This is a genomic window from Candidatus Rokuibacteriota bacterium (genome assembly GCA_016188005.1).
In the GTDB taxonomy this organism is placed as follows: domain Bacteria; phylum Methylomirabilota; class Methylomirabilia; order Rokubacteriales; family CSP1-6; genus UBA12499.
Genome location: JACPIQ010000098.1, coordinates 1 through 14,892 on the forward strand (window position 1 = coordinate 1; position 14,892 = coordinate 14,892).

At 71.5% G+C, this 14,892-nt stretch carries 11 protein-coding genes and 1 pseudogene; 3 read left to right on the plus strand and 9 right to left on the minus strand.

The genetic code is table 11. From position 1 onward, the window contains the following. Positions 1-87: 87 nt before the first annotated feature. From HYV93_19370 to HYV93_19395, 6 genes are all read right to left on the minus strand, one after another. The gene (locus tag HYV93_19370; protein ID MBI2528129.1) at positions 88-906 is read right to left on the minus strand and encodes a phosphate ABC transporter ATP-binding protein; all 819 of its coding nucleotides are present in this window, start codon (positions 904-906) and stop codon (positions 88-90) included. Between the two features lie 28 nt (positions 907-934). After that, positions 935-2,548, minus strand: coding sequence for a phosphate ABC transporter permease PstA (gene pstA, locus HYV93_19375; GenBank protein MBI2528130.1), 1,614 nt, complete (start codon positions 2,546-2,548; stop codon positions 935-937). Further along, on the minus strand, positions 2,545-4,839 hold the full coding sequence (locus HYV93_19380) for an ABC transporter permease subunit (protein MBI2528131.1): 2,295 nt from the start codon (positions 4,837-4,839) through the stop codon (positions 2,545-2,547). Before HYV93_19380 ends, pstA begins: the two co-directional genes overlap by 4 nt. Next, the gene (gene pstS, locus HYV93_19385; GenBank protein MBI2528132.1) at positions 4,840-5,817 is read right to left on the minus strand and encodes a phosphate ABC transporter substrate-binding protein PstS family protein; all 978 of its coding nucleotides are present in this window, start codon (positions 5,815-5,817) and stop codon (positions 4,840-4,842) included. Positions 5,818-6,021: 204 nt separating this feature from the next. Beyond that, positions 6,022-7,920, minus strand: a complete 1,899-nt coding sequence (locus HYV93_19390; GenBank protein ID MBI2528133.1) for a HAMP domain-containing protein — start codon at positions 7,918-7,920, stop codon at positions 6,022-6,024. Between the two features lie 8 nt (positions 7,921-7,928). Beyond that, positions 7,929-8,615, minus strand: coding sequence for a response regulator transcription factor (locus HYV93_19395; GenBank protein MBI2528134.1), 687 nt, complete (start codon positions 8,613-8,615; stop codon positions 7,929-7,931). 231 nt (positions 8,616-8,846) lie between these two features. On the opposite strand from HYV93_19395, the gene HYV93_19400 reads away from it, so the two are divergent. The 3 genes from HYV93_19400 (at position 8,847) to rho (ending at position 12,448) form a co-directional block, all read left to right on the plus strand. Next, positions 8,847-10,499 carry an indolepyruvate ferredoxin oxidoreductase gene (locus tag HYV93_19400; protein MBI2528135.1) on the plus strand — a complete coding sequence of 551 codons (1,653 nt, stop codon included), beginning with the start codon at positions 8,847-8,849 and terminating at the stop codon, positions 10,497-10,499. Further along, positions 10,492-11,070: a 2-oxoacid:acceptor oxidoreductase family protein gene (locus tag HYV93_19405; protein ID MBI2528136.1), complete on the plus strand. Its 579-nt coding sequence runs from the start codon at positions 10,492-10,494 to the stop codon at positions 11,068-11,070. Before HYV93_19400 ends, HYV93_19405 begins: the two co-directional genes overlap by 8 nt. Before the next feature lie 379 nt (positions 11,071-11,449). Further along, positions 11,450-12,448: a transcription termination factor Rho gene (gene rho / locus HYV93_19410; GenBank protein ID MBI2528137.1), complete on the plus strand. Its 999-nt coding sequence runs from the start codon at positions 11,450-11,452 to the stop codon at positions 12,446-12,448. On the opposite strand, the pseudogene HYV93_19415 reads toward rho, so the two are convergent. The 3 genes and pseudogenes from HYV93_19415 to HYV93_19425 form a co-directional block, all read right to left on the minus strand. Next, positions 12,445-12,558: pseudogene (locus tag HYV93_19415) on the minus strand (ABC transporter permease). The gene rho and the pseudogene HYV93_19415 overlap by 4 nt on opposite strands. A 46-nt stretch (positions 12,559-12,604) precedes the next feature. Beyond that, on the minus strand, positions 12,605-13,513 hold the full coding sequence (locus HYV93_19420) for a carbamate kinase (GenBank protein ID MBI2528138.1): 909 nt from the start codon (positions 13,511-13,513) through the stop codon (positions 12,605-12,607). Further along, positions 13,510-14,865, minus strand: coding sequence for a tetraacyldisaccharide 4'-kinase (locus HYV93_19425; GenBank protein MBI2528139.1), 1,356 nt, complete (start codon positions 14,863-14,865; stop codon positions 13,510-13,512). Before HYV93_19425 ends, HYV93_19420 begins: the two co-directional genes overlap by 4 nt. Between the last annotated feature and the right edge of the window lie 27 nt (positions 14,866-14,892).

Below are 14,892 nucleotides of genomic sequence, written 5' to 3' on the forward strand. Positions count from 1 at the left end.
CCTCGACGAGCCCCCCCATGGCGAGGAGGGTCTGCTTCAGCCCCTCCAGCTCCTCGTGAAAGTGCCGCTGCATGGCGTCGCTCCGTCCTATCCGAACCGGCCGGTGATGTAGTCCTCGGTGTGCTTGTCGCGCGGGTTGGTTAAGAGCTCCCGCGTGACCCCCCACTCGATCAGCTCGCCCAGCAGCATGAAGCCGGTGTAGTCGGACACGCGGGCCGCCTGCTGCATGTTGTGGGTCACGATCACGATCGTGTAGCTGTTCTTGAGCTCGAGCATCAGCTCCTCGATGCGCGCCGTGGCGATGGGGTCCAGGGCGGAGCACGGCTCGTCCATGAGAAGGACGTCGGGCTCCACGGCGATGGCGCGGGCGATGCACAGCCGCTGCTGCTGGCCGCCGGAGAGGCCGAGCGCGCTCTCCCCAAGCCGGTCCTGGACCTCGTCCCAGAGGGCGGCCGCGCGCAGGCTCCGCTCGACGATGCCCTCGAGATCGCTCCGGCTCTTCACGCCCAGGATCCGCGGGCCGTAGGCCGCGTTGTCGAAGATGGACTTGGGGAAGGGGTTGGACTTCTGGAAGACCATCCCCACCCGCTTCCGCAGCTCGGTCACGTCCACGCTCCGGTCGTAGATGTCGGTCCCCCCGACCCGGACGGTCCCGACGATGCGCACGCCGTCCACGAGGTCGTTCATCCGGTTGATGCAGCGAAGCAGCGTGGTCTTCCCGCAGCCGGAGGGCCCGATGTAGGCGGTGACCCGGTGCTTGGGAATGGACATGGAGACGTCCTTGAGGGCGAGCTTGGTCCCGTAGTAGAGCGAGAGCCGGTCGATCTCGACCATGGGGCTCTCCAGGGTCGACGCGGCCTGCGCCCGGGGGTTCAGGTTCGCCGCGAGCTCCACAGTGCCGGCCATGAGCGCCTCCTGGGGCATGCTGGCCCCGCTACACCGCCACGGTCGCGTACGTGCGGCGGAGGCGGTTGCGCATGTTGATGGCGAAGAGATTGAGCAGCACCACGAGGCCGAGGAGCAGGAGCGTCGTGGCGAACACCATCGGGCGCGCCGCATCCACGTTGGGCGACTGGAAGCCCACGTCGTAGATGTGGAAGCCCAGGTGCATGAACTTCCGGTCCAGGTGCAGGAATGGCCAGAGGTCGTCGATGGGGAGCGCGGGCGCCAGCTTCACCACCCCGGTGATCATCAGCGGCGCCACCTCCCCCGCCGCTCGTGCCATGGCCAGGATGAGCCCGGTCAGGATGGAGGGCATCACCGCGGGCAGCACCACCCGCAGCGTCGTCTCGAGCTTGGTCGCCGACAGCGCGAGGGAGGCCTCCCGCACCCCCCGCGGGACGGCGGCGAGCCCCTCCTCGGTGGCGACGATCACGACCGGCACCGTGAGCAGCGCCAGGGTCAGCGACGCCCAGAGAATGCCGCCGGTGCCGTAGGTCGGCGTGGGCAGGGCATCGGGATAGAAGAGCCGGTCGAGGGAGCCCCCCACGATGTAGATGAAGAAGCCCACGCCGAAGATCCCGAAGACGATGGAGGGCACCCCGGCCAGGTTGTTCACCGCGATGCGCACGGCGCTCACGAAGGGCCCCTGCTTGGCGTACTCGCGCAGGTAGAAGGCGGCGAGCACACCGAGCGGCGTGACGAGCACGCTCATGATCATCACCATCATGACCGTCCCGAAGATGGCCGGGAACACGCCGCCCTCGGTATTGGACTCGCGCGGCTCGTCGGAGACGAATTCCCAGACCCTGGCCCCGTAGTGCCGGAGCTTGGCGGACCCGCTCATGCGGTTCGGGAAGTAGACGTCGAACACCTGCGCCAGCGGCAAGGCCTTCTCCTGGCCCTGGTCGGCCGCCACCACGACGCTCGCCCCCTGCCGCTCGCGGAGCTCGCCGAGGCGCCTCGCCTGCTCCGTGTAGCGGAGCTGGAGCGCCGCCATCTCCTGCTGCAGGGCCTCCACGTCGGGCCCGCTCGTGATCCCCTTCCGGTCGAGGGTCTTCAGTCGGAGGCGGGTCCTCTCCTGGGCGACGTTGATGGCGCCGATGTCGCGGGTCTCGATGCGGCGGACCTCGGCGCGCACCCGCGCCGCCTCCGGCAGCCGCGTCTGCACCTCCCGCCAGCTCCCTTCGGGCTCTGTCGCCACGACGGCGTCGCCCTCCCGGACCTCCCTGATGGTGCCGACCAGCAGCCCCCATTCCGTCCGCTCGATCACGGCGACATCCGGGGGGAACTCCCGCCGGACGATCGCCGCCTCGTCCACCCAGTTGAAGTCCGCCCCGTAGAGATCCCGGTTGGCCACCTTGAGCTTGATCCGGGACTGGCCGGGCCGGCCCGGGATGGCCTCGCGGCCCGCCACCTGGCCCGTCATGATCTTACCGTCGGCGAGCGTGAGGCGGATCACGCCGCTGGGCCAGAAGAAGCCGAGCCCGTTCCCGAGGATGAGACCGACGAGGCCGGCGACCAGGAGGAGGGCGAAGGCGAGCGCCCCCCCTGTGAGCCAGATGAACGGCTCGCCGCTCCGCCATGTCTTGCCGAGGTCCGCTCTCACAGGTAGCGGTACCTCTCCCGGAGCCTCAAGCGGACCAGCTCGGCGACGGTGTTGATGGCGAAGGTGAGACAGAAGAGGAGGAAGGCGGCGAGAAAGAGGACCCGGAAGAGCGTCCCGCCCTCCGGCGCCTCGGGCAGCTCCACCGCGATGTTGGCCGACAGCGCCCGGAACCCGTTGAAGATGCTCCAGTCCATCACCGGGGTGTTGCCGGTGGCCATGAGCACGATCATGGTCTCGCCCACCGCGCGCCCGAACCCGATCATGATCGCCGAGAAGATCCCCGGGCTGGCCGTGGGCAGGACGATGCGCAGCGCGGTCTGCCAGCGCGTGGCGCCCAGCGCGAGCGAGCCCGCCCGCAGATGCTGGGGCACATTGGCCAGCGAGTCCTCGGCGATGGTGAAGATGATCGGGACCACGGCGAAGCCCATGGCCACGCCGACGACGAGCGAGTTGCGCTGATCGTAGGTGAGCCCGAGCGCGGAGAGCAGCCACCCGCGGTAGTTGCCGCCGAGCAGGGTCGCCTCGATGGCGCCCCCGAGCGCGAATGCCGCCCACGCCCCGACCACCACCACGGGCAGGAGGAGGAACACCTCCGTCCCCGTCTTGAAGCGGCCGCGCACCGCCGCGGGCAGGCCGCCCCAGGCCACGAAGGCGGCGAGGATGCACACGGGCAGGACGAGCGGCAGCAGGAACAGGCCCGGCACGATGCGCTCGATCATCGGGGCCAGCCAGAGTCCGGCGAGGAAGCCGAGGACGACGCTCGGCAGGGCCGCCATGATCTCGACGACCGGCTTGACGTACCCCTTGACGGTCGGGTGCATGAACTCGCTCACGTAGGTCGCGGCGAGCAGCGCCAGCGGGACCGCGAAGAGCAGCGCGTAGATGGTGCCCTTCAGCGTCCCGAAGATCAGCGGTGTCAGGCTGAACTTCGCCTCGAAGTCGTCGGTACCGCCCGTGGACTGCCAGACGTGCTCCGGCGCCGAGTAGCCCTCGTACCAGACTTTCCCGAACACCGTCTTGAGCGTGATCTCCGGGTGGGGGTTGTCCACCTCCCAGTGCGACCACCGGCCCGTGCCGTCCACCCCCAGGATGCCGTCGGTCTTGGGGGAGAAGACCACGGTCCGGAGGTCGCCGGCCGGCGCGCGCGGGGAGAGCAGGGTCTTGCCGGAGGTTCCGTAGTTGATGTGAAGCTGACCGGAGGCGTCCGCCGTGACGAACCCCTTGTCCCGTTTCGAGGCGCTGATGGCCACGACGGGACCTCGGTGCGGGGTGAACTCGTGGATGCGCGTGAGCCTCCGCTCGCCCCCCTGCGCAGGCGGGACCACCTGCCAGGTGGACACCCGTCCTTTCGCATCGCCGACCACGAGCGTGCGGTGGCCGATCAGGAACGCGAGCGCGGTGACCGGCGTGTCCTGAGCCTCGCCCACGGGGATGGCCTCTCTGACCGTCGGGCTCTCCCGGTCGCGCATGTCGTAGCGGAGGACCCAGCCGCGGGAGGTGCCGATGAACAGGTCCTCGCCCCGGCCGTCGAGCCTCAAGGCCGTGGTCTCCCCGTCCACGGAGACGGCAAGCGTCGTGAGGGATTCCTCGCGCCGGCTTCCGCCGATCAGCGCCTTCTTCTCCACGACCGAATGCAGCACCAGCTCCGTGGGGCCCACCTGGGCCACCGTCAACGTTCCCGTCCCCGTCTCCGCGAAGGCCAGCCGGCGCACTGGCCGGTTGCGCTCCGGATCGAGCGCCACGGGCTCGCCGAAGATCGGCTGCGGCGTCACCGTTCGCAGCCCGTCCTTGAAGGCGACGTCCAACTTCATCTCGAGCGGGATGGCCCGGCCGTCGGCTGAGCCGATGAGGTGCCGCCCGTTCCCGGCCGCAGCCACGGTCGTGACGGCCGAGCCGCCGAGTCCCGGGACGGGCACCGGAGGCAGAGCCCCCTTGCCCTTCAGGGAGACGAGCTGGAGCGTGCCCGCGGAGGTCACGGCATAGGCGATCTCGCGATACTCGTCCACCCCCGCCCCCTCACCCGGAGCGGGTACCAACGACGCCCCCTCCATGGCCCGGTACGTGCCGAGGAGCGAGGCGGTCGGCGCCTTGAAGAGCGGGTACACCTCCCCGACGATGACGAGGAGGATGGCGAGAATGGAGGCGATGATGATGATGCCGCCGGAGACGACGAGGCGCGAGGCCCAGCGGTCGAGCGCGATGCGCCGGCTCGTGCGGGCCCGCGAGACGACCAGCGGGCGAGCCGGCGATGCCGGCCCGCCTGTCCCCACCGCTTCGGCATGGCTCGCCACCTACTGGACCTTGTTCAGCTCTTCCCTGGCGATCCCGGCCGGGATCGGGAAGTAACCGTCCTTGATGACGACCGCCTGGCCCTCCCGTGACAGGATGAGCTTGACGAACTCCCGCGTCACCGGCTCCAGCGCCTTGCCCGGCGCCTTGTTGACGTAGACGAAGAGGAATCGCGACAGCGGGTAGGTGCCGGCGTAGGCGTTATCCGGGTCCGCGTCGTAGCACCTGGCGCCTTCCTTGGCCGCCAGCGGGACGGCGCGGACCCCGGCGGTGGCGTACCCGATCCCGCTGTAGCCCATGGCGAAGCGGTCCACGGTCACGCCCTGGACCACCGAGGCCGAGCCGGGCTGCTCCTTCACCTGGTCCTTGTAGTCGCCGTTCTCGAGGGTGTGTTCCTTGAAGAAGCCGTAGGTCCCGGAGGCCGAGTTGCGGCCGTAGAGGCTGATCGGCTTCGACGCCCACTCGCCCGTGAGGCCGAGCTGACCCCAGGTCCTGATGTCTTCCTTGTGGCCGTGCCGGCGCGACTTGGAGAACACCGCGTCCAGCTGGGGGATCGTCATGCACTTGATGGGGTTGTCCTTGTTCACGAAGACGCCGAGAGCGTCCACCGACGTGCGAATCGGCGTCGGCTTGTAGCCGTACTTCTTCTCGAAGCCGTCCACCTCGGTGCCCTTCATCTCGCGCGACATGGGGCCGAGCTGGGCCGTGCCCGAGATGAGCGCGGGCGGGGCCGTGGATGACCCCTTCCCCTCGATCTGGATCCTGGCGCTGGGGTAGAACTTCTTGAAGCTCTCGGCCCACAGCGTCATCAGGTTGTTGAGCGTGTCCGAGCCGATGCTGGAGAGGTTGCCGCTGACCCCGCTCACCGCCTTGTAGGCCGGCAGCGCGGGGTCGAGCTTGGGCGGGCCGCTGGCCCCCGCATACCCTGCCGCGAGGGTGACGGCCGCCACGGCTGCCGTGAAGATTGCGCGCTTTCTCATTCCTGTCTCCTTGTTCATGATCTTCAGTGTGCCCTGCCTGTGTTTCGAACACATGACCGCCACGTTACATTCGTGTTAACGGCCGTTCCGAGCCATCGCGGCCGAGTCTCTGCCGCCCGGGTGACGCCTTGATGACGGCGGGGTAAATTCTGCGTAAACGCTGGGCCGCGCGGCGGAGGCGGCCGCGGGTATGGGGACCTTCAACTACGTGGGCGACTTCTCCGGGGGGCCGCCATGGCCTCCTTCGGCCGCATCGATCTCCTGACCGATGTCGTCCTGAGGGATTGACGCACCTTCCGGGCTGGTCGGCAGCGTGAAGACGACCACCGTCCCCTCGCCGGGCCGACTGTCGATGCGAAGCTCGCCGCCGTGGGCCTGCACCAGGTGCTTCACGATGGCAAGCCCGAGCCCCGTCCCGCCCAGCTCGCGCGAACGCGCCCTGTCCACCCGGTAGAAGCGCTCCGTGATGCGGGGGAGATCAGCCGGCGGGATGCCGATGCCGGTGTCCGAGACCGTCACGGCGACCATCCCTTCCACGGTCGCCGCCGCCTCCACCGTCACGCGCCCGTCCGCGGCGCTGTACTTCACCGCATTGTCCACGAGGTTGAGCAGAACCTGGGCGAGCCGATCCCGATCCGCCCGAACCAGCGGCAGGTCGGCCGGCAGCCGGACGCCCAACGGGACACGCCCGGCCCGAGCCTTCGGGCCGATGATGCCGAACACCGACTCGACGACGTCTCCCAGCGCCACCGGCGCCAGGTGAAGCGAGACCCTCCCCAGCTCGATGTTCGACAGGTCCGTGAGATCCGCGAGCAGCCGGCCGAGCCTCTCGGTGTGCCGATGGGCGATCTTCAGGAATTCGCGCGCATGCTCGGTGTCGTCCAGCCCACCATCGAGGAGCGTCTCGAGGTAGCCGTGGATCGCGGTCAGGGGCGTCCGCATCTCGTGGGACACGTTGGCGATGAACTCCGTGCGGACCTGCTCGAGCCGGCGCAGCTCGGTGACATCGTGGAAGACCATCACCACAGCCGGCGCCCCGGCCCCGAGCCGCAGCGGCACCGCGGTGACCTGGAGGCTGCGGGCCGGGAGCCGGCTGAGGCGCAGCTCGCGGTGGAGCCCCACGCCCTCGGCCGCCGCGCGGGCCTCCCGGGCGATCTCGTGGAGATCCGCGTTGCGGACCGCCTCCAGGAGCGGCCTGCCCTCGACCGGCCCGGCCCCGACACCGGCCAGGACACGCGCCCGCTCGTTCATCCAGAGGATGCATCCCTGGCCGTCCACCGCCATGACGCCCTCGACCATCCCCTCGAGGATGGCCGTGACCTTCGCCCGCTCCGCCTCGAGCGCCTCGAGCCTCTCGGTGAGCCCCGCCATCATGCGGTTCAGCGCCCGGCCGAGCGCGCCGATCTCATCCGGCGAGCGCGCCGGAGCGCGCAGCGCCGAGTCGCCCTCGGCCATCCGCCGGGCGATGGACTGCATCTCGATGAGCGGGCGGGTGACCCGTCCGGCGACGAAGAGGCCGATGCCGGCGGCCACGGCCAGCGTGACGAGCGCCCCGGCGGCCATGATCCGGTACAGCGCGGCGAAGGAGGCCGTCACCTCGGGCAGCGGCAGCGCGAGGCGGAGGACGGCGCTCACGCGGCCGGGCTCACCGACCGGGATGGCGACATAGAGCAGCGGGGCTCCGAGGGTGGCGCTCGTGCGCAGGTCGCGGCCGGGGCGACCGCGCAGGGCCTCGCGGACCTCTGGCCGGCTCCCGTGGTTCTCGAGCCGCGCCAGGTCGCCGGGCTCGACCTCGGAGTCCGCGAGGACGGTTCCGTCCGGGGCGACGAGCGTCACCCGCGCTGCGGTGGGGCGCGCCGCCCGCAGCGCGAAGGCGCGCATGGCGGGCGCCGCGCGGCCGGCGGCGACGGCCCGGGCCTCGTCGTGCAGGAGGCGCGCGGCCAGCTCCAGCCGGGTCTCCAGCGACTCCACCGCGAAGGCCTGGAGGGCCCGGCTCAGATAGAGATCGGCGGCGAAGACGGTGACGGCGACGAAGCCCACCAGGGTCAGGGTGAGCTTCACTGCGATGCGGCCGCGGACGAGGCGGACGAGCCAGCGGACCATTCTGCGCCTCAGTCGGGGTCGAGCCGGTAGCCGATGCCCTTGACGGTGACGATGCGTCGGCCCTCGCCGCCGAGCTTGGCCCGGAGCCGTCTCACGTGGACGTCCACGGTGCGGGACTCGATCTCGTCGGCCCGCGCATAGCCCCAGACCCCGTTCAGCAGATGCTCGCGCGAGAGCACCCGCCCCGCCGACCCGAGAAGGGCCTGGAGCAGGTCGAACTCCTTCGGGGTCAGCTCCACCGGCTGTCCATCGACCTCCACCCCGTGGCGCCCCGCGTCCAGCCGCACCCTGCCGGCCATCAGCACCCGCCCGGTCTCCTGGGGCTCCGCCCGCCGCAGCACCGCGCGGACCCGGGCCACCAGCTCCTTCGGCGAGAAGGGCTTCGCGACGTAGTCGTCGGCCCCCAGCTCGAGCCCGACCACCCGGTCGATCTCGTCCGCGCGCGCCGTCAGCATGACAATCGGGATGCGCTCGGTCGCCGGGTCGGCGCGGAGGCGGCGGCACACCTCGAGGCCGTCGAGCTCAGGGAGCATGAGGTCGAGGACGACCAGATGGGGCGGCCGGCCCCTGGCCGCGCTCAGGGCCTCGGGACCGGTGGCGGCCGTCCGGCACCGGAACCCGCTTCGCTCCAGGTGCAGCACGATCAGCTTTCGGATGTCCGGCTCGTCCTCCACGACGAGGATCTCCTGAGGCATGGTCATCCCGCCGCCGAGCATACCCCAGGATCGACCGCGGAGAACGGCGGCGAGGCGGGTGCGCGACGACGGCTCCGGCCATCTTTGGCATCATTTGCGCAATCCAGAGGCATGAATGCCCTCGTCGGCATCCTATTTCGCAATCTTCTGTCGCCGGCAGTGCGCTAACGTGGCGACATGGGGCGCTCGTCCGTCGCCCCCCGCCCGGGCCCACCCTCTGGGAGGTGCTGCATGGACACCGGATGGAGTCAGGCCGAGGTCGTCGCGCTCGGTGTCGAGGCCGTCGCCTATGCGGCCTTCGACGCCGGCATCAAGGCCGTGTTCGGCTATCCGGGCACGCCGTCCACCGAGGGCTTCGAGCGCGCGGAGCTCTTGATCCGCGCCGAGAATGCCGGGCGCAGGGCGCACTGGGCCGCCAACGAGAAGGTCGCCTACGAGCTCGGCCTCGGGGTGAGCTACGCCGGCTACCGCACGCTCGTGACCATGAAGCACGTGGGGCTCAACGTGGCCATGGACGCCTTCGTGAACTCGGCGCTCACCGGGGTGCAGGGCGGCTTCGTGCTGCTGGTGGCCGACGACCCCGGCATGCATAGCAGCCAGAACGAGCAGGACAGCCGCTACCTGGCCGACTTCGCCCATGTCCCGTGTCTCGAGCCCGCGACAGGGCAGGAGGCCTACGACTACACCCGGGAGGCCTATGGCCTCTCCGAGCGCCTGAAGCTGCCGGTGATGCTGCGGCTGGTCACGCGACTGGCGCATTGTCGCGGGAGCGTGGCGCGTCGCGCCCCGGATCCTGTGTCGAGCGTCGGCTTGCCCCATCCATCGGAGGTCCCCGGCTGGATCCTGGCGCCCGCCAATGCCCGCGCCCAGTACCAGAGGCTCAAGCAGAAGCTCGGGCCGCTCCTGGCCGAGATCTCCCCCTACAACCGGCTCGTCCCGGGGGCCGCGCGTCGCGGGCTGGCCCTCGCGGGGCTCGGCCGGGCGCTCTTCTTCGAGCTGGCCCGCGAGGCCCCCCGGCTCCTCGACTGGCCGCGGCTCGAGGTGAGCGGCCTGCCCCTCGGCGCCGATCTCATCGACCGCTTCCTCGGGCAAGCCGACGAGATCTTCGTCTTCGAGGAGGACTACCCGTACGTCGAGGACCTGCTGCGCAACCACGCGGCCGGCGTGGCCGTGCACGGCCGGCGGGACCGGACCCTCTCGCCGACGGGGGAACTGAGCGCCTCGCAGGTGCGCGATGTGCTCGGGATCGAGCACCCGGCGGGCAAGGCCCCCGTGACGCTGTCCGTGCCGCCGCGCCCTCCACGCTTCTGCGAGGGTTGCGGCCACGTGGACGCTGTCGTGGCCCTCAAGGAGGCTCTCGGGCGCGTGGGGGCCGCCGGGACGCGTATCTTCGGCGACATCGGCTGCTACGCCCTGGCCGCCGGGGCCCCCTACGACGCCATGCACGCCTGCGTCGAGATGGGCGCCTCCGTGGGCATGGCGCTGGGAGCCGCCTTCGCCGGTCTCCAGCCGGGGGTGGCGGTGATCGGCGACTCCACCTTCGTCCACTCCGGGCTCCCCGGCTTCACCTCCTTCGCCCGGGCCAGGGCCAACCTGACGCTCCTCATCATGGACAACCGCGCCACCGGCATGACCGGCCAGCAGCCGGTCGAGACCGTGGACAGCCTCGAGCGGATCGTCACGGGACTCGGCATGGACCCGGCCCACGTGCACACGATCGTGCCGCTGGCGAGGCGCCATGCCGACAACGCCGCCGTGATCGAGGCGGCCCTGCGCCACGAGGGGCCCAGCGTGGTCATCTGCCGCCGGGAATGCGTCCAGGCCTCCCGCAAGGGCGTCAACCGCGAGCATGATCTGTCCGTGCGGGAAGCCGCCCGTGGCTGACCTGGCCCACGATCCCTGTCGCCTGATCCTGGTCGGGGTCGGCGGCCAGGGAACGCTGACGCTGGCGCAGATGATCATGGAGGTGGCCCGGCGCTCGGGCTACCAGGCGCTGCAGTCCGAGATCCACGGGATGAGCCAGCGCGGCGGGACGGTCTACGCCTATCTGAGCCTCTCGCGGGACGCGATCCTCACGCCGGCCGCCATGGAAGCCTCGAGCCACCTCCTGATCGCGCTGGAGCCGCTGGAGGCGCTCCGCTATCTCCCCTTCCTCCGGAGCGACGCGCTCCTCTTCGTGTCGCGGGAGCCGGTCCGGACATTGCCCGACTACCCCGACGAGGGCAAGCTCCTCGCCGCCCTCGAGGCCGTCCCGGGAGTGAGGCTGGTGGACACCGTGGCCCTGGCAGAGCGCCTGCGCTTCAAGCAGGCCGGCGGCATGGCGCTGCTGGGCCTGGCCGCCCGCTGCCTGCCCTTCGGCGACGAGGTGTGGCGCCGCGTCATCGCCGAGCGCTTCGGCCCCGGAACGCCCGTCACGGAGAAGAACCTCCAGGCCTTCGCCCACGGGCTCGGGTGAGACGACCACAGGCTCGACGCGGAAACACCGCCGGGAGGGACGGGCGAGAGGCGCTCGCGGGCCCCGGGGAACCCGCTCGGGCCCCGCAGGAGGCGGCCGGGCCCGCCCCCCGACCCTGGGCGCAGCGGCGCCTGCCGGTCGGAGCGCTGAGGGCTGGCCCCTGCCCCCGCAAGTAGACGAGGCGGCGGGGCGAGAGATTGCGGTAGTATGCAAGTAGCCCCTGGATCCACCGGGGCCCGACGTGTCGCCCTCGCCGGTGCGGCTCGACTCACCGCCCCAGCCCAGCCGGCGGGGTGAGTCAAGCCCCCTCGACTTCCACCGACTGCGAGGGACGACGGACGTCGCATGACGTCACCATGAGCCTGACGAGGATCCCTTCGTGAGCCGACGATTCCGCCGGGGGCGACCGCCCTCGGGGCCCGGGACGCAGGGCCGGCGCCCGCCCGAGGGGGCGCACCCCAGGCCTGTCCCGCGCCCGCCTGCCGCCTCCGTGGCGACCACCGCCGCCTTCGAGAAACTCACCGCCATCCAGCCCAACGAGCGCCTGCGGCTGGAGACCGCGCCCACCGAGCTGTCCATGCGCGTGATGGACATGTTCACGCCCATCGGCAAGGGGCAGCGGGGGCTCATCGTGGCCCCGCCGCGTACCGGCAAGACCATGCTCCTCCAGCAGATCGCCCGGGCCGTCCTGGCCAATCATCCGGACGTGGCCGTCATCGTCCTGCTGGTGGACGAGCGGCCCGAGGAGGTCACCGACTTCCGGATGATGCTCGGCAAGACGGGGGCGGAGGTCGTCGCCTCGAGCAACGACAATCCCTGGGCGCGCCACATCGCGATCACCGAGGAGGTCCTCGATCGAGCCAAGCGGATGGTCGTGGAGCACAAGCGCGACGTCCTCATCCTCTTCGACTCCCTCACACGGATGACGCGCGCCTACAACAACCAGCTCACCTCCCGCGGGCGCACCATGTCGGGCGGCATCGACAGCCGTGCCTTCTTGATGCCGCGCACCTTCTTCGGCGCGGCCCGGAAGGCCGAGGAGGGCGGTTCGCTCACCATCGTGGGCACGGCGCTCGTGGACACCGGCTCCCGCATGGACCAGATCATCTTCGAGGAGTTCAAGGGCACCGGGAACATGGAGCTGCACCTGAGCCGCGAGCTGGCCGACCGGCGCGTCTTTCCCTCCTTCGATCTCCTCCGCTCCGGCACGCGCCACGAGGAGCTGCTCTTCGCCGAGGAGGAGCTGCGACGCATCCAGCTGCTGCGCCGCGCCCTCTCCGGCCGCAAGCCCGTCGAGGCCATGGAGATCCTGCTCGATCGCCTCCGCCTCACCGCCACGAACGCGGAGTTCCTGAAGGGGCTCGGCGAGCGCGCCTAGCCGATGCCGCGCAGGCGCGGGTCGAGCGCGTCGCGGAGCCCGTCGCCGAAGAGATTGAAGCCCAGGACCGCCACCGTGATGGCCGTCCCCGGCGCCACCGCGAGCCACGGGTCCAGCTCCGTCCCGGCCTCCGCCCTTGTCAATGCGCCCCGCCGCTCAGGGACGGATGGTCGTCCCGGCAGCGCCCCGGAGGGACGCCTCCATCGAGCCGATGGTGGTGATGATGGCCTCGCGCCGGGAGCTCTCCACGAAGTCCGCGGCGCTCTCCACCTTCGGCGCCATGGAGCCGGGGGCGAAGACGCCGGCGGCGAGGCGCGCTCGGGCCTCCGCCACGCTCATGACATGGATCTCCGCCTGGCCGGCGCGGCCGAAGCGGTCGAAGGCATGCGAGACGTCCGTGACGAAGAGCAGCCGCTCGGCGCCCAGCGCCGCCGCCAGGAGCCCCGCCACCCAGTCCTTGTCGATCACGGCCGGGCGCGGCCGGCGCGAAGCGCCGGCACAGGTCAGCGCCACGCCACCCCCACCGCCCGCCACGACGTGATGACTCCGGAGGAGGGTGGCGATGGCGGCCTCCTCGACCACGGCCACCGGTCGCGGTGAGGCCACCACCCGCCGCCAGCCGCGGCCGTCTGGCGTCCTCACCGCCGGAAGCCCGGCGGGCGGCTCCGCGAGCACCGCTCCCACCGGCTTGCTGGGAGCGGCGAACGCGGGGTCCTCCTCGTCCACCAGGACGCGGGTGACGAGCGCGGCGCAGACGTCGCCGCCGAGCCGGCAGTCCAGCGCCTCGGCCAGGAGATAGCCCAACTCGCCCTGGGTCTGGGCCACGTGCACATCCAGGCTCTCGGGGTCGCCGAGGCCGGGAGCGCCGAGGAGCCGTCCCACCTGGGGCCCGTTGCCGTGGACGACGAGCAGCCGCGCGCCGCCCCGGGCCAGGGCGGCCAGCTCGGCAACCGCGTCGTGGACGAGGGCGCGCTCGGTGGCCAGCGCGAGATCGCCACGCGGCGGGCAGATGGCGTTGCCGCCGAGCGCCACCACGTGGAGCGGCGCGGCGCCAGGCGGGCTCACGGACGGGCCCCGGGCGCGCCGCCCCCGGCGAGGAAGCGGTCCACGAGGGCGCCCAGGGTCGGCTCGCCGGCATCGGCATACTCGTAGCGCGCCCGCACCACCGGCTTGTCGATCCGGATCAGCGCGGCGAGGTCGATGGGCGTGGCGGCGACGACCACCTCGGCCGCCGAGCCGTTGATGGTCTCGCGGAGCGCCTCGAGCTGGGCCGCACCGTACCCGACGGCCGGCAGGACGCGGCCGATGTGCGGATACCGGGCGAAGACGACGACGATGTCGGGATGGGCGCTCTCCCGCGGATCGATCACGGCCGCCGCGCCGCCGCGGGTGGCGGCCACGAAGCCGGCGCCCCAGGCCATGCCCCCGTGGGTGATGGTGGGACCGTCCTCGACCACCAGGACGCGCCGGCCCTGCACGCGCCCGGGGTCGTCGAGGCGCACCGGCGAGGCCGCGCGCACCACGGGCGCCTGCGGATTGACCGCGCGCACCTCGTCCACCACACGCTCCACGTCGGCCGCGGCGGCGACGTCCACCTTGTTCACCACCACCACGTCCGCCATGCGGAGGACGGCCTCGCCGGGGTGGTAGGCGGCCGCCTGACCGGGGCGCAGCGCATCGGCCATCACGATGTGGAGATCGGGCCTGATGAAGGGGAAGTCGTTGTTGCCGCCGTCCCAGACGATGAGGTCGGCCTCGCGCTGGGCCAGGGCCACGATGGCGGCGTAGTCCACGCCGGCGAAGACCACGTTGCCTGCAGCCAGATGCGGCTCGTACTCCTCGCGCTCCTCCACGGTGCAGCCGGCCGCGTCGAGGTCGGCGCCCGAGGCGAAGCGCTGGACGCGCTGGCGCTCGAGATCGCCATAGGCCATCGGGTGGCGGAGCACGGCCACGCGCAGGCCCCGCGCCCGGAGCCGGCGTCCGAGCCAGCGGGCGGTCTGGGACTTCCCGCAGCCGGTGCGAATCGCCGAGATGGCGATGACGGGGACGGGCGCGCGGAGCATCGTGCGATCGGGCCCCGGGAGCACGACGTCGGCGCCCGCCGCCAGCGCCCGCGAGGCGAGGTGCATCACCTCCGCGTGCGAGACATCGCTGTAGGCGAAGACCACCTGGGTGATCCGCTCGCGCCGGCACAGGGCCTCCAGGCTCGCCTCGTCCTCGATGGGGATACCCTCGGGGTAGCGCGGGCCGGCAAGGGCGGCGGGGTAGCGGCGGCCGCCGATGCCGGGGATCTGCGCGGCGGTGAAGGCCACCACCGTCGCCCCGGGGTCGTCCCGATACAGCACGTTGAAGTTGTGGAAGTCCCGCCCGCCGGCGCCGAGGATGAGGATCCGCGCCGGCGTGGAGAGCCTCTCGATACCGAGCCGCGCGGAGCGGGTCACAGT

Bases quoted from the DNA above. Each gene is read 5' to 3' on its own strand.
- HYV93_19400 (MBI2528135.1), top strand. From the start codon at position 8,847: ATGGACACCGGATGGAGTCAGGCCGAGGTCGTCGCGCTCGGTGTCGAG.
- pstS (MBI2528132.1), bottom strand. From the start codon at position 5,817: ATGAGAAAGCGCGCAATCTTCACGGCAGCCGTGGCGGCCGTCACCCTC.
- HYV93_19370 (MBI2528129.1), bottom strand. From the start codon at position 906: ATGGCCGGCACTGTGGAGCTCGCGGCGAACCTGAACCCCCGGGCGCAG.
- HYV93_19390 (MBI2528133.1), bottom strand. From the start codon at position 7,920: ATGGTCCGCTGGCTCGTCCGCCTCGTCCGCGGCCGCATCGCAGTGAAG.
- HYV93_19395 (MBI2528134.1), bottom strand. From the start codon at position 8,615: ATGCCTCAGGAGATCCTCGTCGTGGAGGACGAGCCGGACATCCGAAAG.